The organism is Sorangium sp. So ce385, from assembly GCF_051474135.1.
Lineage (GTDB): Bacteria > Myxococcota_A > Polyangia > Polyangiales > Polyangiaceae > Sorangium > Sorangium cellulosum_D.
This window is the reverse complement of the sequence record NZ_CP150337.1, coordinates 3,874,735-3,893,453: the sequence shown is the minus strand read 5'-3', so window position 1 is coordinate 3,893,453 and position 18,719 is coordinate 3,874,735. Positions and strand designations below refer to the sequence as shown.

Here is an 18,719-nt window from a genome sequence, read left to right as displayed (position 1 = left end):
CACGGCGGTCGCGCGCTTCAGCGCGGGTTTTCCTGGGCGCCCTTCAGGGCCTCGGTGATAACGTGATCCTGGATCGAGATCGCCCGCTCCAGCAGGCCGACCGCCCGCGCGCGGGCCTGCGCCGCCGCCTCGCGCTCCCCCTTCTCGTCGAGCGCCTTCGCGCGGCGCTCCTCGACCACGCCGGCGACCTCGTAGAGGTGGCCCTCGTAATGAGACGGCGCCGGCGCCAGCTTGAGGCCCGCGTCGACGTCGCGCGCCGCGGCGTCGAAGTCGCCGGCCTCGCTCCGGAGCTCCGCCAGCCGGGCGTAGGTGTCCGCGGTCACCTCGGCGACCTCCGGCGGCGCGCCGGGCGGCCTCGGCGCGGCGATGATCCCCTCGAGGGCGCGGATCGCAGCGGCGCGATCGCCCGCGTCGAGCGACACGTCGGCGGCGTGGTGCGCCGCGCGCGCCCTGGAGAGGAAGGCGAGGAGCGTGGGATCGACGATCTGCGCCGGGGCGCACGCGCACGCCGGATCGCCCGGGGCCGCGCCGGCGCGCGCCCGCTCGTCCTCTCGGGCGCACCCGAGGTGCGCCGCCGTGAGGAGCCCTAGGCAGGCGGCGGCGAGGCGCGCGCTCCGCATCAGCGCACCCCCCACGCCGCATAGCGGTTCTGGCGCAGATCCGACGCGCGCGCGGCGGCGATGCGATCGATCCGCTCGGTCTGGCCGCCCTCCCTCGGGAACGGCGCGGCCGGATCGAAGAGCGCTGCGGTCGATCGCGCCTCGATGAGCGGGAGCCGAGGCGCGGCCGCCCCGGCCGGCGCGGCCGCCGCCCCGGGCGCGCGCGCGACCGAGGCGCGCTCTTCGCGGAGCTGGCCGAAGATCAGCGCCGCGGCGGCGGCCGCCGCGGCGAGGGTCGAGAGCGCCGCCATCGTGACCGGCGCGATGCGCCGGGCGCGAGGCGCGGGCGCGGCGCGGAGGGCCCCCTCGACGAGCGCGCGGTTCCGGAGCTCCGCGAGGGGCGCCGGGCGCCACGCGGCCCGGAGCGCGACGGCGAGCTCCGCGAGCTCGTCGCGCGCGCCGGGCGAGGCGAGCTCGCCGGAGCTGCCGCCCGGCCCGGACCCGGCGCCGCCGGCGGCGCGGGGCTCGAGCGCCTCGCGCAGGCGCTCCGCAGCGCGAAGCTCGGCCTTGGTCGGCGGCGCGCCCTCGTCGCCGAGCGCGCGCGCGAGCAGCGCCTCATGGTCCGCCCGGTCGAGCCCGACGGGCCGGGCCGCGGCCCGGAGGGCCTCCGCGAGCGGGACCTCGCCGCGATCGAGCGCCTCCGCGAGCTCGCGCGCGGCGCGCAGCTCGTCCTCGGACGCGGGCGCGAGCGGCTCCGCCTCGAGCGCGCGCGGCGCCGCCTCGGGCGCGACGAGCGCGAGCCGACGGCCGCGATCCGGGCCGCCGCGGCGCTCCACGGGCCCGTCTCCGGTCGGCGGGGGGCGCGGATCCGAGGGCAGCCGCGGCTTCATCGCGCCCCTTCCTTAAGCTCCGCGCGCGGCGCGGCAACCCCCGCGGCCAGCGCCTTCTTCAGCGCGGTCATGGCGCGGTGCAGGACGACGTCGAACGTCGCCACGCTGACGCCGAGCGCGAGGGCCACCTCGTCGCGGGGCCGCTCCTCGAGCACCCGGAGCCGGATCGCCTCGGCGTAGCGCGGGTTGAGGCGCCCGAGCGCGTCCTCGACCCGCGCCCGCGCGTCGGCGAGGTCGCGCTTCTCGCAGAGCTCGACCTCGCCGCGGGCGGTGAGGTCGGTCTCGGCGGCGTCGATCTCGCGCTGCAGATCCTCCGGCTCGAAGAGCGCCTCGCGGCGGCGCGCGCGGAGCATGTCGAGCGCGATGCGCAGCGCGATCACGCGGAGCCACGGGTAGATGCCGCAGCTCTGCCACTGGAACTGGGAGAACCGCTCGACCACGCGCGCGTACGTCTCGGCCAGAGCGTCCTGCGCGGCCGCGTCGGACCCGAGGCGGGGCAGCAGCACCGCGCGGTAGAGCGAGGGACCGTACTTGCGGAGCAGCTGGCCGAGCGCGGCGCGATCGCCCTCGGCCGCGCGCTCGCACTGCAGGCGCTCCGCCTCGAGATCGGGCCTCGCTGCTGCCGCCGCGGTCACGACGGCGACGATACCCGGACGTGGAGCGGTCCGCACCGGTGTCCACCTTGCGCCCGCGGCGGGACGGCGCGCCCCCCGCCCGAGGAGGAGCGCGGGCGCGCCGCCGGGCCGGCGCCCCGCGCCGCCGCGCGGGCGCCACGCGGCGGCGGGGGCCGGGCGCGGGAGGGGTGCCGCATTCACACCTCGACAACGGCCCAAAGCCGTGGACCTTACGGCCCGAAGACTCCACATTGTGCCGGCCTCGGCGCGGAGCGCCCCACCGTGCCGGCCTCGGCGCGGAGCGTCCGCCGTGAAAGGAGCCCTCGTGACCCTCGATACAACGTTCAGGTCTCGCGCACGCGTCCGGGTCGGGCGGCGGGTCGGGACCGGCCTGTGACGGCGGGGCCGTCCGGCGAGCGGCGGCGCTCGCTGAACTGCGCGCGCTGCGGCGCCCTCAACGCGAGCGACTTCAGCCGCTGCATCCGCTGCGGCGCGCCGCTGCTCGCGCCCGCCGTCCACGCCCCGCCGGCGCGGGGGCTCCTCGACGGGCGGAGCCTGCTGGCGACCAAGATCCTCGGCGCGCTCACGTCGTTCGTGTTCGTCGGGCAGCTCGTCGCCGCGCATTCCCGCGATCTCGGCCTGCTCTCGGCGTGGGACGCGTCGAACTACCTCCGCTTCGGCGCGCTCCTCCTCGTGCCCGGCGACCCGTTCGAGCCGTTCCGCCTGCTCTCCGCGGTGTTCGTCCACATGGGCGTCCTCCACTTCGGCATGAACATGATGACGCTCGTCATGCTCGCCCGCGCCGCCGAGCCCGCCGTCGGCTCGGCGCGTTTCGCGATCGCCTACGTCGTCACGGGCCTGGTCGGCTTCGCCGCAAGCGCCGCGTGGAACCTCTTCGTCCAGCCCGAGGTCGTGTGCACCGCGGGCGCGAGCGGCGCGGTGTTCGGCGTGATGGGCCTCCTGCTCGGCTGGCTGCTCCGCCGCCGCGACCCGCGCTGGAAGGACCTCGCGCTCCAGGCCGTGTTCTACATCGTCCTCTTCGGCTTCGTCGTGAACGCGTCGAACACGGGCATCCGCATCAACAACGCGGCGCACATCGGGGGCCTGGTCAGCGGCGCGCTGCTCGGGCTGAGCTACGCGGGCCCGGCGCGGCGGAGGCTCGAGGGCGTGATGAACGCCGGCGCGCTCGCCGGCGTGCTCGCCTGCCTCGCCGCGCTCGGGCTCGCCCAGCGCTCGCCGCTCTGGCGTGCCGCGGCGTCGATCGACGGGCTCTCGCGGCTCGAGGCGCCAGGGCGCGAGGAGCGCGACGCGCCCGGGGCGCCGCCGCGCGGAGCGCTCCGGGCCCCGCGGCCGCGGCCGGCGGGGTCGCCCGCGCCGGGCGCCCCCGACGAGGCGTGACGCTGATTGCCGCGCCCTGCCCGAACGTCTAAGCGCCATCGTCGCATTCACGTGGGGGCGGGCGCGACCGTCCGTTCCCTCTCAGGAGACGTCATGGTCCGAACCTCATCGCGCATCGCCTCGTGCGTGCTCGCCGCGTCCCTCCTCTGCGGCTGCCACGTCACCATCCAGAGCGGCAGCAAGCCGGCAGAGACGTCGCCGCCGCCCCCCCCTCCCCCCGCCAAGACGGCCTCCCGGTCGCGCAAGCCGGCCAAGCCCGATCCGGAGCCGGCGCGCCGCAAGACCGCGAAGTGGCGCCTGCCCACGCAAGGCGCCCCGCGCATCACCGCCCCGATCGCGTTCGGCAACGGCGAGGGCGGCGCCTTCCGGGGGCTCGCGTACGTGATCCCCGAGAAGAGCCAGAAGCTCCCGAGCTTCGACGGGCTCGTGCCGTTCGCGGTGCTGTACACCGACAAGTTCGAGGTGAAGTCGCAGGACTTCTCCGGCGGCTTCCCGGGCGCGCTCGCGCAGAACGAGTGGTTCGCGATCCGCTTCGAGGGCGAGTTCAAGGTGCCCGAGGAGGGCGCGTACCAGCTCCGGCTCACCTCGGACGACGGCGCGATCCTCTACATCGACGACAAGCGCGTGCTCGCCAACGACGGGGTCCACAGCGCAAAGACCGCGGACGGCGAGGCGCGGCTCACCGAGGGGACGCACCGGCTGCGGCTCGACTACTTCCAGGCGCAGCGGGGCCAGGTCGCGCTCATGCTGCAGATCGGCCAGAAGGACAAGCTCGAGCCGCTCGTCGGGGTCCGATGACGCGGGGCCGCGCCGGCCGGCCTGCCGGGGCCCGGCCTGGGCCGCCCTGATGCGGGCCCGCGCGCGCCCCGGCGCCCCCGATCCCCTTTTCGTGTATCGTCGCCGCCGCCCATGGCGTCGGTGAACCCACTGTCGCGCGAGCTCGTCTTCAAGATCGTCTATTACGGGCCCGGCCTGGGCGGCAAGACGACCACCCTGGAGTACCTGCACGCCACGGCGAAGCCCGAGTACCGCGGGAAGCTCGTCTCGCTCGCGACGCCGGTCGACCGGACGCTCTACTTCGACTTCCTGCCGGTCCGGCTCCCCCAGCTGCGCGGGATGAACGTGCGGCTCCAGCTCTTCACGGTGCCCGGGCAGGTCTACTTCAACGCGACCCGGAAGCTGGTGCTCACGGGCGCCGACGGCATCGTGTTCGTCAGCGACTCGCAGGCCGTCCGCGCCGACGCGAACGTGGAGAGCCTCGAGAACCTGCGCGAGAACCTGGCCGAGCAGGGGCGGGAGCTGCAGCATGTCCCGCTCGTCTTCCAGCACAACAAGCGCGATCTGCCGGACCTCCTCCCCCTGGAGGAGCTCGACGCGATGTTGAACCCGTTCCGCGCCGTCTCGCTGGCCACCTCGGCGAAGACGGGGCTCGGGCTCTACGAGGGGCTCGAGGAGATCAGCGCCACGGTGCTGCGCGCCTTCGAGAGCCGCCTGCCCGACGCGATGGGGAGCGGGCTCGGCGGGTTCGACGCGATCGAGGGCGGGCTCGTCACCGCCCTGCGCGACGCGTCGCCGCCGCCGTCGGCGCCGCTCGACGCGGTGATCTCGCGGCTCGCGCCGCCCAGCCGGCCGTGGTCGACGATGCCCCCGAACTCGACGATCGGCGACCCGAGCGAGGGCGAGGGCGCGGCCGCCCCGCCGAGCGCCGGCGCCGCGCCGCGCAGCGCCGGCGTCAGGGATCCGGTGAGCCGCGGGATCCCGTCGTCGCTGCGGCTCGCCGCCCGGAGGCTCGCCGCGTCGGCGGAGGCCCCGGCGACGGCCCGCGCGGACGGCCCGTCCGCGGCGACGAGGCACCTCGCCCAGCCGGGCCTCTCGTTCGTCGCGCTGTGGCCGACCGCCGAGCGCGAGGCGGTCGCGGAGATCGAGGCGGCGATCGCCGCCGAGCGGTACGCCGTGGCGCTCCAGCGCTGCGGCGCGCTCGTCGCCGGGATCCTCGACAAGGCGGCGGAGCTCGCGGGCGCGACCGACGCGCCGCGCGACCCGGCGGCGGTGCCGGCGCTGCTCGGCCTGGACGGGCGCCGCTACCTCGGCTTCCGCGCCGCGGTGCGGAGGGCGCAGACCGGCGGCGAGGTCACCGAGCGCGACGCGCTCAAGGCGTTCGCGTTCGTGATCGAGGCGCGGCTCGCAGAGAGCGCGATCTGACGCGGCGGCGGGCGGGCGGCCCCGCCGCCGTCACAGCCGATCGAGCGAGGCGACGCCGGAGTAGCGGCGCATCGACACGCTCATGAGGAGCGCGATCGCGACCATCACCGTGGTCACGCTCGAGCCGCCGTACGAGAACAGGGGCAGCGTGACGCCGACGACCGGCAGCACGCCCGACGTCATGCCCAGGTTGATCACCGCGTGCCAGAAGATGATCGCCGCGCAGCCGACGCCGAGCACCGCGCCGAACCGATCCTTCGCCATCGACGCGATGCGGATCCCCCACACGACCAGGAACGCGTAGAGGCACACGAGCACCACGCACCCGACGAACCCCCACTCCTCGGCGAAGACCGGGAACGGGAAGTCGGTGAACTGATCCGGCAGGAAGAGGAACTGGTTCTGGGTGCCCCGGAGGTACCCGTTGCCGAACAGCCCGCCGTTGCCGATCGCGACCCGCGAGTGGTGGGCGTGCCAGCCGCGGTGCAGGAGGTCCTCCTCGGGGTGGAGGAACACGAGGACGCGCGCGCGCTGGTAGTCGAGCAGCACGTACTCCCAGATGATCGGCACCGCCACGAGGATGGACACGACGAACAGCGCGGCGCTCCTCCACCGCACGCGCGTGACCGCCGCGATCGTCAGGAAGACGAACACGAGGATGAGCGCCGTCCCGAGATCGGGCTGCTTCAGCACGAGCAGCGCCGGGACGGCGGTCAGCGCCGCCGGGATCGCCAGATCGCGCAGGGTGCGGCCCTCGTTGCGCGGGTCGTCGTGCAGGAACTTCGCCAGCGCGATGACCAGGAACACCTTCATGAACTCGCTGGGCTGGAAGCGGAACGCGCCGAACTCGATCCACCGCGCGGAGCCGCGCACGTCGCGCGCGAGCACGAAGACGAGCGCCAGCGAGAAGACGCCGAACGTGTAGAGCACGTAGCCGAGGCGCTCCAGGTGCCGGTAGTCGATCGCGATCAGGACGCCGCCGATGATGCCGCCCATGAACAGCCAGTAGACCTGGCTGATGTAGAGCTCCGCGCGCGCCCCGGAGTAGACGCTCGTGGCGCTGTAGAGGTTGACGACGCCGAGCACCGCGATGGAGACCGCGGCGATGAAGAGCGGCCAGTCGAAGTGGTCGCGATCGCGAGAGGAGAGCGAGTCGCCCCGGATCATGGCGTGCGCCCCGACGCGGCGGGCGCGCGGCCCGCGCTGCTCTTGCCCGCGCGCGGCCCCTCGTTCGGGCCGCCGCGCCGCTCCTTCGCGAGCTCCTGGTAGGCGCGGACGACCTCGAAGGCGACCGGCGCCGCGTGCTTGCCGCCCGTGCCGCCGTGCTCGACCAGCACGACCACGGCCACCTCGGGCGCGCGCGCCGGCGCGTAGCCGGCGAACCAGGCGTGCTCGCGGTTGAAATACCAGACCCGCTCGGCCTCGACGCCGCGCGTGAGCCGGTGCGAGACCTGCGCGGTCCCGGTCTTGCCCGCCATCTCGACGCCGGCGACGCGCGCCTTGAAGGCCGTGCCGCCCTCCTCGTTCACGCCGGCGACCATCGCCCGGTGCACGAGGGTGAGGTTCTCCGGCCGGATGTCGATCTGGCGGCGCACGCGCGGCGTGAACTCCTGCACGACCGTGCCGGCGCTCGTCTCGACGGCCCGCACGATCTGCGGCTGGTAGAGCGTGCCGCCGTTCGCGAGCGCCGCGTACGCGAGCGCGAGCTGGAGCACGGTGACCGTCGTCGCGCCCTGGCCGATCGCCGCGTTCAGGCCGAACCCGAGGCGGAACTGGCCCTTGTTCCGGAGCGTCATCCACGCCCGGGTCGGCATCCTGCCGCCCGCCTCGGCGTTGATGCCGAGCCCCGTCCGCGCGCCGAGCCCGTAGCGCTGGCCCATCTCGGCGATGACGTCCATGCCGACGCCGTACTCCGCCGCGAGCTTGTAGAAGTAGACGTTGCACGACTCGGCGATCGCCTTCTGCATCGCGACCGGCCCGTGCACGTGCGTGCACCGGAAGGTGCGCTTGCCGAACGTCAGCGCGCCCCGGCACCGCGTGGACTGCCGGGGATCGATGAGCCCCTTCTCGAGCGCCGCCAGCGCGGTGAACGGCTTGAAGGTGGAGCCGGGCGGGTACGCGCCGGACAGCGTCTTGTCGAGGGCGGGCTTCAGCGGATCCGAGTAGAGCCGCCGGAAGGCGTCGCGGATGACCTGCTTGCCCGAGCCGCCCGAGAGCGCGTTCGGGTTGTAGCCGGGCTTCGAGTAGAGCCCGAGGATCCTCCCGGTGCGCACGTCGACGACCGCGACGCCGCCGGCGAGCTCCCCGCGCATCGCCTTGTCGATCGCCTTCTGGATGTCGGCGTCGAGCGTCAGCCGGAGGTCGCGCCCGGGGATCGGGTCGACCCGCCGCGGCTCCTCGATGATCCCGTCGCCGCCCGTCCGTCGCCGCCCCTTGGCGTCGACGAGCACCTTCTCCCAGCCGCGCGTGCCGCGGAGGTAGCTCTCCCAGGCGCGCTCGATCCCGGTGACGCCGATGCGATCGCCCTCGATGTAGCCGACGCTCCGGAGCGACGCGAGCCGCTCGGCGTCCACCTCGGCCATGTAGCCGAGCACGTGCGAGCCGACCTCCTCGTAGGGGTAGTAGCGCACCGGGACCGGCACCACGTCGACGCCCGGCAGCTCGGCGTCGTGCGTGGCCAGGGTCGCCACGGCGTCGCGCGAGATGTCCTCCTTCAGCAGGATCTGCTGGTTCTTGCGCGGGCCGTCGTCGGCGCGGATCGAGGTGATGAGCGCCTCGAGCCGCGCCCGCTCCTCGATGCCGACGCCGAGGTACTCGACGAGCTTCGGCCAGGTCGTCTCCATGTCGAGGCGCCGCGGGACGACGTACACGTTGTACGAGGGCCGGCTCGCCGCGAGCACCTTGCCGTTCTTGTCGCGGATGATGCCGCGCGTGGTCGCGAGCGTCACCCGCCGCACGATGTTCTCGCGGGCGATCGCCTTGTTCTCGTCGGCCTCGAGGATCTGGAGGTAGAAGAGGCGCCCGACGAGCACCATGAAGCCGACGACCATGCCGAGCGCGATCCACCGGAAGCGCCGGCGGAACTCGCTCACGTCGGAGCGCTGGACGAGGAGGCTCACCGCGGGCTCTCCCCCGGCCGCGGGACGTTGATCGTCGCCTGGTGCACGCGCTCGGCCAGCCGGAAGACGAACGGCGCGAAGAGCGCGGTCGAGACCGCGTGCGGCGCGACGAGCAAGGCGAGCGCGCGGGGCCGCGCCGCGTCGCCCCCGAAGATGGCGGTGAGGATCACGATGAGCACCCCCTCGACGAGCCCGAAGACGAAGGCCAGCGCGATCTTCGTGAGCAGCGTCTGCGCGGCGAGCCGCACGCCGGCCGCCCGCGACACGACGAAGGTCGCCACGGTGATGAAGGTGAACAGGCCGACCGGCGCGCCCGTGAAGAGATCGAGCAGGTAGCCGAGCAGGAACGCGAGCGCCGCGCCGCGCGCGATCGAGTACTCGTGCACCCCCATGAACACGACGAGCGGCAGGAGCAGGCTCGGCGTGGAGCCCGGGATGTTCAGCTTGCCGATGAGCCGGAAGAGGTTCGACTGAAGGATCAGCAGGGCGGCCCCCATCGCCAGGAACGCGGAGTTTCTCATCGCGTCACCTCCGCTGCGCCTGCGGCGGCGCCTCCTCCGGAGGCGTCGTCGTCACGATGAGCACCTCCTCCAGCCGGGAGAAATCGACGGCCGGGGCGACGTAGACCTGCTGGTAGATGCCGAAATCGCGGCGGATCACCTGCGTGACGGTCCCGACCGGGATCCCCTTCGGGAAGCGCCGGCCGACGCCGCTCGTCACGAGGAGGTCGCCGACCTCGATCTCGTCGGTGCGCTGCACGTACTCCACGCTGCAGGAGTACTTGCTCTCGTCGCCCGTGCCGCGGACGAAGCCGCGCGCGCCGGTGCGCTCGACGACCACGTCGACGCCGCTGCCCCCGTCGACGACGAGCCGCACGTCGACGGTGTCGCCGGCGCTCTTCAGCGTCGTGCCGACCACGCCGTCCGCGGACAGGACCGGCAGGTTGGAGCCGATGTCCCGCGCCTCGCGATCGAGCGTGACCCGCACCACGCGGAAGAAATCGTTGGTGCTCTTGCCGACGACCTGGGCGCTCACCACGTCGGTGCGGAGGCTCTGGCGCAGATCGAGCAGCCGGCGCAGGCGCCGGTTCTCCTCCTCGAGCGCCTCGAGCTTCCGCACCCGCTCGCGGAGGCGGGCGATCTGCGAGGCCTGCCTGGCGTTGTCCTCCTTGACGTCGACCAGGTAGATGTAGTCGCCCCAGAGGTTCGAGATGCCGCGCGCCAGGGTCGCGGCCGCGTACTGGATCGGCGCCGCGATGCTGATGATGATCCGGTCGGCGCCCGTGTTCTGCTTGGGGTCGCGCATGCTGGCGCGCAGGAACCAGAACGGCACCGCGAGCGCCAGCAGCACGATCACGAAGTCGCGGTAGCGTTTCAGGTTCACCGTGGCTCCCGAACCCAGGTAGTACGGGGCGCCCCGCGAGGCCACCCCTGTCGTCGCCGCGCGCCGCCTCGGGGCGCGCGCCGCAAGAGAGCCCCGCCGGCAAGCTCACGGGCGGGGCGTGAAACCGACCTTCAGCTGATCGTGACCTCTTTCAAGAGCTCGAGGTGATCCAGCGCCTTGCCGCTGCCGAGCACCACGGCGCTGATCGGGTCGTCGCACACCATCACGGGCAGCCCTGTCTCCTCGCGGAGGAGCACGTCGAGGTTCTTGAGGAGCGAGCCGCCGCCGGTGAGCACGATGCCCTTGTCGACGATGTCGGCCGCGAGCTCCGGCGGCGTGCGCTCCAGCGCGATGAGCACGGCGTCCACGATCGCGTTCGTCGGCTCGCTCAGCGAGTCGCGGATCTCGTCGGAGTTGACGACGACCGTCTTGGGGATGCCCGCGACCATGTCGCGCCCCTTGACCTCCATCGTGAGCTGCTGCTCGAGCGGGTACGCGTTGCCGATCGTGATCTTGATGCGCTCCGCGGTCTGCTCGCCGATGGCCATGTTGTACTTGCGCTTCATGTAGGCCATGATCGACTCGTCCATCTTGTCGCCGCCGACGCGCACGCTCTGCGAGTAGACGATGCCGGCGAGGGAGATGACGGCGACCTCGGTCGTGCCGCCGCCGATGTCGACGACCATGTTGCCGCTCGGCTCGGTGATCGGCAGGCCGGCGCCGATCGCGGCCGCCATCGGCTCCTCGATCAGGAAGACCTCGCGCGCGCCGGCGCCCTCGGCGCTCTCCTTCACCGCGCGCTTCTCGACCTCGGTGATGCCGAACGGGACGCAGATGATGATGCGCGGCTTGACCAGCGTGCGGCGGTTGTGCGCGCGCGCGATGAAGTACCGGAGCATCGCCTCGGTGATCTCGAAGTCGGCGATGACGCCGTCGCGCAGCGGCCTCACCGCCTGGATGTTGCCGGGGGTGCGCCCGAGCATCTCCTTCGCCTCGCGGCCGACGGCGAGCACCTTCTTGCCGCCGCGAGCATCGCGCTGGACGGCGACCACCGAGGGCTCGCAGGACACGATGCCCTTGCCCTTCACGTAGATGAGGGTGGTGGCGGTGCCGAGATCGATCGCGAGATCGTTCGAGAACAGGCCGTAGAGCCAGTCGAAGATCATCGCTTCGCCCTAACAATGAACAAGGTTAAGCCGAGCACCGCGAGGGCGCAGAGCCTGACCCGAGGCCCGCAGACGCGGGCCCCGGCGGCAACGGCCAGCTGCGCAGCGTGCAGCCTGGCCTAGCCCTTCGAGATCTTGCCTTCTTTGTGCTCGGTGTGCTTGCGCTCGGTCGGGCAGAACTTCTTGATGACGAACTTGTCCGTCATCGTCCGCTTGTTCTTCGTCGTGTGGTAGTTCGCGCGGCCGCAGTTGCCGCACGTCAGCTTGATGATGTCGCGCATCGGAGGTCTCCGAAGACAGGGCCGACCTGATTCACAGGCGGCCCTGGTTGAACCTAGGCACGGGCAGCACGGGGGCGCTGACACCGCAACCGGCAGGGTACCAGCGGTGCGTGAGCGGGGTCAGCGACGCCCGACCGCCCGTCTGGAGGGCGCCTACCCTACGGGAAACGGTGCAGTTGTCAACCGGGAGAGCTCATTCGTCGTCCCAGTCGTCCCCACCGCGGCCGCGATCCCAGTTCTTGTTGTTGGCGCGACGGCCGCCACCGCCGCCGCCGCCGCCGCCGCCGCCGCCGGGAGGACCGTCGCCGTCGTGACCGCCGCGCCGCCGGCGATCGTCGAACGTCTTGCGCGCGGGCGGCGGAGGCCCACCGCCGAAGCCACCGCCGCCGCCGCCGCCGCCGCCGCCGAAGCCGCCGCCCCCGCCGCCGAAGCCGCCACCACCGCCGCCGAAGCCGCCACCGCCGCCGCCGAAGCCGCCGGGGCGATCCTCACGCGCGGGCCGCTCCCCCTTCGGGTGAGCGAGGTTGACGACGAGCCGCCGGCCGCGGACGTCCACGCCGCGCAGCGCATCGATCGCAGCGCGCGCCGCCTCGGCGCTGGCCATCGTGACGAAGCCGAACCCGCGCTTGCGACCGTCGGGATCCATGGGCAGGTGGACCCGCACCACCGGCCCCGCGCCCGTCGAGCCGATCAGCCCCTCGACCTCCTCGACGCTCGCGTCATAGGGGAGATTGCCGACGTAGAGGGTCCGATCAGGCGCCGCGGCCGGCCCGCCGCCCGCACCGCCGCCGGCGCCGGGGCCGCCACCACCACCGCCTGGACCGCCGCCGGGGCCGCCCATGGGGCGCCCCTCGCGGCGCGGCGGCTCGGCCTGGAAGGGGCGGACCGAGATGGACTTGCCGCCCTGAAAGGAGCCGTCGAGCGACTCGCGCGCGGCGTTGGCTTCGCCGGTCGTCGAGAGCGTGACGAAGCCGAACCCGCGCGGACGACCCGTCGCGCGATCTTTCGGAAGACTGACCTCGACGACGTTGCCGCCGGTGGCCTCGAAGAGCTGCCGCAAAACGTCTTCGGTGATGGAGTCGGGCAAGCCCGCCACGAACAACTTACGCGAATCTTCAGCCATTGTAGAAAAACCTGGGGTTGGCCCCTGCGTTCCCTCTTATTTGGTCCACTCGCTCCGTGATCGATGTCGATGATGCGGAGCCTTTCGCGAGCGCGCCTCGATCGACCCCCCCTTTCGGCGGAAGGGGCAACCGAGCTCAATCGAGCGAAGGTCGGCGGGCCGACCCTCTGGTGCAAACTCCACCCCACGATATCTAGCGCCCCAGGCGCGTCAAGGGACCCGCCACGGGCGAGCGAGCCAAAAGAAGCCCGTACGGAGCCGTCCTGACCCCCCGACGCGAAAGGCGCAGCTCCGGCGGACCTGGAAGGCCGCGCCGCCCGCGCTCTGTCCGTGGCAGGCGGCGCCGGCCGCGGCAGGCGCCGCCGGCCGCGGCAGGCGCCGCCGGCCGCGGCAGGCGCCGCCGGCCGCGGCAGGCGCCGCCGGACCGGCGTCAGGGAGCGCAGCGCCCGGGAGGCCGCCGGGTCCGGCGCCGGCCGGATCGCGAGGGCGTCGCGCGGCGCGGATCTGTCCGACACGACCCGAAGGCGGTGCGCAGGCCCCCGGAAATCCCGGGGATCCACGCGGGCGCCGCGCGGGCCCGACCGGAGGATTACCGGCCCGCCCGAGCGCGGGAGGGCCGGGGCTCCTCGGCTTCATCGCCCTCGTCGTCGTCTTCGTCGTCGTCGGACGCATCGTCGTCCGCGACGCGCGGGGCGCCGTCGAGCGGGCCCGCCCCGGCGCTCGACGGCTCGCCGCGCGCGGCCATGCGCAGGAAATAAATACCCAGCGCGAGCAGACCGAAGCAGGCCCACTGCGCGGGCGTGAGGCCGCCGTAGCGCGGATCGCCGCCGACGAGCGTCCCCTCCCGCTCGCGCAGGAAGTCGAGCCCGAACCGCACCGGCGCATACGCGGTGCACATGACCCCGGTGTAGAACCCGAGCGGGCGATGAGGGTTCCGGCGCCAGAGCACCGCGAACGCGATCGCGAGCGGGATCGTGAGCACGCACTCGTAGAGGCCGAGATCGAACCGGCCGACGACACCGTTCCCGAGCGGGTACTTGACCGCGAACCACGCGTCGGAGAGGCGGCCCGGATGATCGTGGACCGACGCGCAGCCGGCGCGCCCGAAGACCCACGCGAGCGGAAACGCGCTGTTGACCACCTCGCAATAGGGCAGGATCCTCTCGCGGCGGTAGAAGCGCCACGAGGCGGCGCCGATCAGCGCGCCGGTGAAGCCGCCGAAGCTCGACAGGCCGTCCCAGAGCGCGAAGAGGTAGAGCGGATCGCGGGCGACGCGCTGCGGGTGGTAGAAGATCGCGTCGAAGACGTGCCCGCCGATGAAGCCGGCCGCCACGACCCAGAAGATGAACTCGCTCATCTTCTTCTCGTCCAGCTTCCGCTCGCGCGCGTGCCGCGTGGCGACCAGGGCGCCGATGTAGACGCCGAGCGCCACCAGCGTGCCGAACGGCTTGATCGAGGGCGGCTTCGCCGGATCGATGAGCTGGCCCACGAGCGGGATGTGCTCCAGGAACGAGAGCGGGATCTCGGGGAGCTCGATGTAAGGGATCAGGGGGCCGGACACGCCGCTCCCCTAGCGCAGCGGCGATGCGAAAGCCATCCAACGTCAACGACGTCACGGTGACGCCGGGCGACGTCGCGCGCGCCCGCGGGCCCCTGATGGCCGAGGACCGATGGACGGCGGCCGGCGGCGCGCGCCGCTCCGCGCCGCGGGCGGACAGGAGGCGCGCCGCGGGCGGACAGGAGGCGCGGTGCAGGGGGGCAGGAGGCGCGGCGCGGGCGGGCAGGAGGCCCGAGGGCCGCCCGCGCCCGGACGGCCGCGGCGTCGCGGGGAGGCCCCGCGACGTCCGCGCCGGCGTCACCAAGAGGTCGCCATTCGCCGGCGAGAGGCGTAGATCTGCCGCATGAGCCGCTCCCCCGTGCGCGTCGCCACGCTGACGCTCAGTGACACCCGCACCCTCGAGGACGACGAGGGCGGACATCTCCTCGGCGAGCTCCTCAAGAGCGCCGGCTTCACCGTGACGTCGCACGCCGTCCTGCGCGAGGAGCCCGAGCTCCTGCGCGCGGCGATCGAGCAGATCGCGGGCGCGGGCTCCGCCGACGCGATCGTCACGACGGGCGGGACCGGGATCGCGCCGCGCGACAGGACCGTCGAGGCGCTCGCGCCGCTCTTCGAGAAGACGCTCGACGGCTTCGGCGAGGCGTTCCGGCGGCTGAGCTGGGACGCCATCGGGCCGAACGCGATCCTCTCGCGCGCCGCCGCCGGCGTCGTGCGCGGGCTCGTGGTGATCGCGCTGCCCGGCAGCCCGAAGGCGGTGGAGCTCGCCGTCACGCAGCTCATCGGCCCCGTGCTCGCGCACGCGGTCGCGCTCGCGTCCGGCAAGGGCGGCCACCACCACCGGCACGGGCAACCGGCGAAGGACGGCGCGCGCGACGAGGAGCAGCGCGGATGATCCCCTTCGAAGAAGCGCTCGCGCGGCTGCTCTCGGCCGCGGTCCCGGTCGGCCCGGAGCGGGTGTCGCTCGACGACGCGGCCGGGCGCGTGCTCGCCGAGGACATCACGGCGGCCGACGCGATGCCCGCCTTCGATTACAGCTCGATGGACGGCTACGCGGTCGCCTCGGCCGAGCTCGCGGGCAGCGGGCCCTGGACGCTCCCCGTGCGCGGCGAGAGCGCGGCCGGCCGCCCGCTGCCGACGCTCACGCCGGGCGCCGCGTGCCGGATCTTCACCGGCGCGCGGCTGCCGCCCGGCTCCGACGCGATCGTGCCGCAGGAGGACGCGGCGCGGAGCGGCGACGAGATCACCCTGCGAGAGGCGCCGCGCACCGGCGCCTGGGTGCGGCGCCGCGGCGCGGACCTCGCGGAGGGCGCCGTCGCGCTGCGGAGGGGCGCGCGCCTCACGCCGGGGAAGGTGGCGCTCGCGGCGGCGCTCGATCGCCCGAGCGTCCTCGTCGCGCGCCGGCCGGTGGTCACGGTGCTGTGCTCCGGCGACGAGCTGCGCGGGCCCGGCTCGCCCGGCCCCGCCGGCACCGTCGCGGAGTCGAACAGCTACTTCATCGCCGCGACCGCGCGCGCCGCGGGCGCCGCGGTCCGCGTCGCGCCGTTCGTCCCCGACGACGCGGCCCGCGCCGCCGAGGCCGTGTCGACGGCGCTGCGCGGCTCGGATCTCGTGGTGACCGTCGGGGGCGTGAGCGTCGGCGACCACGACGTGGTCCGCCCCGCCCTCGAGGCCGCGGGCGTGACGCTCGACTTCTGGCGCGTCGCCATCAAGCCGGGCAAGCCGCTCGCCGTGGGGCGCGCCGAGCTCTCGCGCGGCGGCGCCGTGCACGTGATCGGGCTGCCGGGCAACCCGGCCTCCGCCTCGCTCACGTTCGTCCTCTTCGGCGTGCCGCTCCTGCGCGCGCTGCAGGGAGACGCCGCGCCGCTGCCGCCCCGCGTGATCGTCCGCGCGGCCGGCGCGCTGCGGCGCCAGACCGGGCGCGCCGAGTTCCTCCGCGCGCGCCTCGAGCTCTCGAGCGGCGAGCTCGTCGCGCGCATCGCCTCGAACCAGGCTTCGGGCGCGGTCACGAGCTTCGCCGAGGCCGAGGCGCTCGTCCTCGTGTCGGCCGATCGGGAGCGCATCGACGAGGGCGATCGCCTCGAGGCCATCCGCCTCGCCGAGATCTGACCGCGCGCCCTCGTGCGAACGCGCCTTCGCATGGCGCGCGCGGGGTGCCGAGCCTTGCGAGCGGCGGCCGGCTTTGCCGCGCGATCCGCGCTTTCGTCCTCGCGCGCCCGCGCGCCGGGCGCGCCTTGACCCCGCGCGCCGGGCGCGCCTTGACCCCACGCTCCCGCGCGCCGGGCGCGCCTTGACCCTCGCGCGGGGGCGCCGGAAGATGGCCGAAACATGCTCATCCTCGGGATCAACGCCTACCACGGCGACGCGTCGGCCGCGCTGCTCGTCGACGGACAGCTCGTCGCCGCGGCGGAGGAGGAGCGGTTCAGCAGGATCAAGCACTGCGCCGGCTTCCCGCGGCTCGCGGTCGAGTACTGCCTCGGCGCGGCCGGCGCGCGGGTCGAGGACATCGATCACATCGCGATCGGGCGCGACACGCGGGCGCACCTCGGCGACAAGCTCCTCTACGCGCTGACGCGCCGCTCGCCGGCGGGGCTGCTCAAGGGCGCGCTCGGCGCGAGCGCCCCGAAGGTGCACCTCGGCGCCGCGCTCGGCGTCGACCCGAAGCGCATCCGCGCCGAGTCGCACAACGTCGAGCACCACCGCGCGCACCTCGCCTCCGCGTTCTTCCCCTCGGGCTTCGACGAGGCGGCGGTCGTCTCGATCGACGGCTTCGGCGACTTCGTGAGCACGATGTGGGCGCGCGGCCGCGGCAACAAGCTGGAGATCCTCCGGCGCGTCGCCTTCCCTCACTCGCTCGGGCTGTTCTACTCGGCCATGACGCAGTACCTCGGCTTCCCCAAGTTCGGCGACGAGTACAAGGTCATGGGGCTGTCGGCCTACGGCCAGCCGGAGCTGCTCGACAAGCTCCGCCAGGTGGTGCGCGTCAAGGACGGGGCCTTCGAGCTCGGGCTCGAGCACTTCCAGCACCACACGAAGGGCATCTCCATGACGTGGGAGGGCGAGCCCCGCTACGGCACCATCCACTCCGAGCGCCTCGTCGAGCTGCTCGGCCCCGCGCGCAGCCCGAAGAGCCGGATGGAGGACCGCTTCAAGGCGATCGCCGCCTCGACGCAGGCGGCGTTCGAGGAGGTCTACTTCGAGCTGCTCGCGACCGCGAAGCACCTCACCGGCGCGCCGCGCCTCGCCCTCGCGGGCGGCTGCGCGTACAACAGCGTGGCCGCCGGGAAGATCCGGCCGAAGGGGCTGTTCGAGGACGTCTTCGTCCAGCCCGCGGCCGGCGACGCGGGCACGGCGCTCGGGGCGGCGCTCTACGTCCACCACCACAAGCTCGGCAACCCGCGCGCCTTCCACCAGACCCACAGCTACTTCGGCCCGGCGTTCTCGCAGGAGGCGATCGACGAGCTGCTCCGGAAGGAGCAGGTCGCGTTCGAGGCGCTCCCCGACGAGGACCTGATCCCGCGCGTCGCCAGGGCGATCAGCGAGGGCAAGGTGGTCGGCTGGTTCCAGGGGCGGATGGAGTACGGCCCCCGCGCGCTCGGCAACCGCAGCATCCTCTGCGACCCGCGGCGGCCGGACGTGAAGGACATCATGAACGAGCAGATCAAGCGCCGCGAGATGTTCCGCCCGTTCGCGCCGGCGCTCCCGCTCGAGCGCGTGGGCGACTACTTCGAGCAGACCTCGCCGGACCCGTTCATGGTCATGGTCTACAAGGTCAAGCCGGAGCGCCGCGACGAGATCCCCGCCGTGACCCACGTCGACGGCACGGGCCGCCTCCAGACGGTCACCGCCAAGGACAACCCGCGCTACCACGCGCTCCTCCTCGAGTTCGGCCGGCTGACCGGCACCCCGGTGCTCCTGAACACCTCCTTCAACGCGAGCGAGCCGGTCGTTTGCACCCCAAAGGAGGCGCTCGACTGCTTCCTCCGGACGAAGATGGACGTGCTCGTCCTCGAGCAGGCCTACGTCGAGCGCGCGCAGACCCCCTAGCCGGGGCCGCACAGCCCGGCGGCCCGCCAAAAGCGCGCGGGAAGCGGCCAGGAAATCTCAGGCGAAAGTTCCTGGTTGACGTGGAGCGAGGGGACGGCAAATGGGCGTCCCCGGCATGTGGAAGAACGGGACGGCGGGCGCGATGCCCACCTCGACGGTATGCCGGAGCAGGCGGCTCCAGCGACCGGAGGTGCTTGGACGCTCAGCCTCGATCATGATGCCGGCCCGCCGCGCAACGCGCGCGCGGACCTGGTACCCCACGGGCCTACGGCGCAGCACGCGCTCGCGGCCCCTCCTGCGTAAGGGCCCGCGCCGCGGCGGCCCAGGCGGTCAAAGAGGATG

Annotated in this window: 17 protein-coding genes; 6 read left to right on the top strand and 11 right to left on the bottom strand. The window is 73.7% G+C overall.

The annotated features are described in order from the left end of the window. Positions 1–17 precede the first annotated feature (17 nt). Genes WME83_RS14475 through WME83_RS14465 form a run of 3 tightly spaced genes read right to left on the bottom strand, consistent with a single transcriptional unit; the run spans position 18 to position 2,160 of the window. Positions 18–620, bottom strand: coding sequence for a hypothetical protein (locus WME83_RS14475; protein ID WP_437319871.1), 603 nt, complete (start codon positions 618–620; stop codon positions 18–20). Next, on the bottom strand, positions 620–1,489 hold the full coding sequence (locus WME83_RS14470) for a hypothetical protein (RefSeq protein ID WP_437319870.1): 870 nt from the start codon (positions 1,487–1,489) through the stop codon (positions 620–622). The genes WME83_RS14475 and WME83_RS14470 overlap by 1 nt, the downstream gene beginning before the upstream one ends. Then, a complete protein-coding gene (locus tag WME83_RS14465; protein WP_437319869.1) occupies positions 1,486–2,160 on the bottom strand; it encodes an RNA polymerase sigma factor in 675 nt (224 codons plus the stop codon). The genes WME83_RS14470 and WME83_RS14465 overlap by 4 nt, the downstream gene beginning before the upstream one ends. Before the next feature lie 336 nt (positions 2,161–2,496). Between WME83_RS14465 and WME83_RS14460 the strand changes: the two genes are divergently transcribed. The 3 genes from WME83_RS14460 (at position 2,497) to WME83_RS14450 (ending at position 5,703) form a co-directional block, all read left to right on the top strand. Further along, complete coding sequence (locus WME83_RS14460) at positions 2,497–3,501, top strand: rhomboid family intramembrane serine protease (protein WP_437319868.1); 1,005 nt, start codon at positions 2,497–2,499, stop codon at positions 3,499–3,501. 93 nt (positions 3,502–3,594) lie between these two features. Further along, positions 3,595–4,299 carry a PA14 domain-containing protein gene (locus WME83_RS14455; protein ID WP_437319867.1) on the top strand — a complete coding sequence of 235 codons (705 nt, stop codon included), beginning with the start codon at positions 3,595–3,597 and terminating at the stop codon, positions 4,297–4,299. Between the two features lie 111 nt (positions 4,300–4,410). Further along, positions 4,411–5,703 carry a GTP-binding protein gene (locus WME83_RS14450; protein ID WP_437319866.1) on the top strand — a complete coding sequence of 431 codons (1,293 nt, stop codon included), beginning with the start codon at positions 4,411–4,413 and terminating at the stop codon, positions 5,701–5,703. Positions 5,704–5,733: 30 nt separating this feature from the next. On the opposite strand, the gene rodA is transcribed toward WME83_RS14450, so the two are convergent. From rodA to WME83_RS14410, 8 genes are all read right to left on the bottom strand, one after another. Further along, a complete protein-coding gene (rodA, locus tag WME83_RS14445) occupies positions 5,734–6,870 on the bottom strand; it encodes a rod shape-determining protein RodA (RefSeq protein ID WP_437319865.1) in 1,137 nt (378 codons plus the stop codon). Continuing rightward, positions 6,867–8,822: a penicillin-binding protein 2 gene (mrdA, locus tag WME83_RS14440; RefSeq protein WP_437319864.1), complete on the bottom strand. Its 1,956-nt coding sequence runs from the start codon at positions 8,820–8,822 to the stop codon at positions 6,867–6,869. The genes rodA and mrdA overlap by 4 nt, the downstream gene beginning before the upstream one ends. Beyond that, complete coding sequence (locus WME83_RS14435; protein ID WP_437319863.1) at positions 8,819–9,343, bottom strand: hypothetical protein; 525 nt, start codon at positions 9,341–9,343, stop codon at positions 8,819–8,821. The genes mrdA and WME83_RS14435 overlap by 4 nt, the downstream gene beginning before the upstream one ends. Before the next feature lie 4 nt (positions 9,344–9,347). Continuing rightward, positions 9,348–10,205: a rod shape-determining protein MreC gene (gene mreC / locus WME83_RS14430; protein WP_148313566.1), complete on the bottom strand. Its 858-nt coding sequence runs from the start codon at positions 10,203–10,205 to the stop codon at positions 9,348–9,350. A 131-nt stretch (positions 10,206–10,336) separates the two neighbouring features. After that, the gene (locus tag WME83_RS14425) at positions 10,337–11,371 is read right to left on the bottom strand and encodes a rod shape-determining protein (protein WP_020734872.1); all 1,035 of its coding nucleotides are present in this window, start codon (positions 11,369–11,371) and stop codon (positions 10,337–10,339) included. A 119-nt stretch (positions 11,372–11,490) separates the two neighbouring features. After that, on the bottom strand, positions 11,491–11,652 hold the full coding sequence (gene rpmG, locus WME83_RS14420; protein ID WP_012235039.1) for a 50S ribosomal protein L33: 162 nt from the start codon (positions 11,650–11,652) through the stop codon (positions 11,491–11,493). Between the two features lie 193 nt (positions 11,653–11,845). Beyond that, complete coding sequence (locus WME83_RS14415; protein ID WP_437319862.1) at positions 11,846–12,775, bottom strand: RNA recognition motif domain-containing protein; 930 nt, start codon at positions 12,773–12,775, stop codon at positions 11,846–11,848. A gap of 589 nt (positions 12,776–13,364) precedes the next feature. Beyond that, on the bottom strand, positions 13,365–14,336 hold the full coding sequence (locus WME83_RS14410) for a prolipoprotein diacylglyceryl transferase (protein ID WP_437319861.1): 972 nt from the start codon (positions 14,334–14,336) through the stop codon (positions 13,365–13,367). Positions 14,337–14,676: 340 nt separating this feature from the next. On the opposite strand from WME83_RS14410, the gene WME83_RS14405 reads away from it, so the two are divergent. The 3 genes from WME83_RS14405 (at position 14,677) to WME83_RS14395 (ending at position 18,377) form a co-directional block, all read left to right on the top strand. Beyond that, positions 14,677–15,225 (top strand): MogA/MoaB family molybdenum cofactor biosynthesis protein, encoded by a 549-nt coding sequence (locus WME83_RS14405; protein WP_437319860.1) that lies wholly within the window; start codon positions 14,677–14,679, stop codon positions 15,223–15,225. Beyond that, positions 15,222–16,439 (top strand): molybdopterin molybdotransferase MoeA, encoded by a 1,218-nt coding sequence (locus WME83_RS14400; RefSeq protein ID WP_437319859.1) that lies wholly within the window; start codon positions 15,222–15,224, stop codon positions 16,437–16,439. Before WME83_RS14405 ends, WME83_RS14400 begins: the two co-directional genes overlap by 4 nt. A gap of 219 nt (positions 16,440–16,658) precedes the next feature. Further along, positions 16,659–18,377 (top strand): carbamoyltransferase family protein, encoded by a 1,719-nt coding sequence (locus WME83_RS14395; RefSeq protein WP_437319858.1) that lies wholly within the window; start codon positions 16,659–16,661, stop codon positions 18,375–18,377. Positions 18,378–18,719: the final 342 nt, after the last annotated feature.

Bases quoted from the DNA above. Each gene is read 5' to 3' on its own strand.
- WME83_RS14400 (WP_437319859.1), top strand. From the start codon at position 15,222: ATGATCCCCTTCGAAGAAGCGCTCGCGCGGCTGCTCTCGGCCGCGGTC.
- rodA (WP_437319865.1), bottom strand. From the start codon at position 6,870: ATGATCCGGGGCGACTCGCTCTCCTCTCGCGATCGCGACCACTTCGAC.
- WME83_RS14425 (WP_020734872.1), bottom strand. From the start codon at position 11,371: ATGATCTTCGACTGGCTCTACGGCCTGTTCTCGAACGATCTCGCGATC.
- WME83_RS14450 (WP_437319866.1), top strand. From the start codon at position 4,411: ATGGCGTCGGTGAACCCACTGTCGCGCGAGCTCGTCTTCAAGATCGTC.
- WME83_RS14470 (WP_437319870.1), bottom strand. From the start codon at position 1,489: ATGAAGCCGCGGCTGCCCTCGGATCCGCGCCCCCCGCCGACCGGAGAC.
- WME83_RS14405 (WP_437319860.1), top strand. From the start codon at position 14,677: ATGAGCCGCTCCCCCGTGCGCGTCGCCACGCTGACGCTCAGTGACACC.
- WME83_RS14475 (WP_437319871.1), bottom strand. From the start codon at position 620: ATGCGGAGCGCGCGCCTCGCCGCCGCCTGCCTAGGGCTCCTCACGGCG.
- WME83_RS14395 (WP_437319858.1), top strand. From the start codon at position 16,659: ATGCTCATCCTCGGGATCAACGCCTACCACGGCGACGCGTCGGCCGCG.
- rpmG (WP_012235039.1), bottom strand. From the start codon at position 11,652: ATGCGCGACATCATCAAGCTGACGTGCGGCAACTGCGGCCGCGCGAAC.
- WME83_RS14435 (WP_437319863.1), bottom strand. From the start codon at position 9,343: ATGAGAAACTCCGCGTTCCTGGCGATGGGGGCCGCCCTGCTGATCCTT.
- WME83_RS14415 (WP_437319862.1), bottom strand. From the start codon at position 12,775: ATGGCTGAAGATTCGCGTAAGTTGTTCGTGGCGGGCTTGCCCGACTCC.
- WME83_RS14455 (WP_437319867.1), top strand. From the start codon at position 3,595: ATGGTCCGAACCTCATCGCGCATCGCCTCGTGCGTGCTCGCCGCGTCC.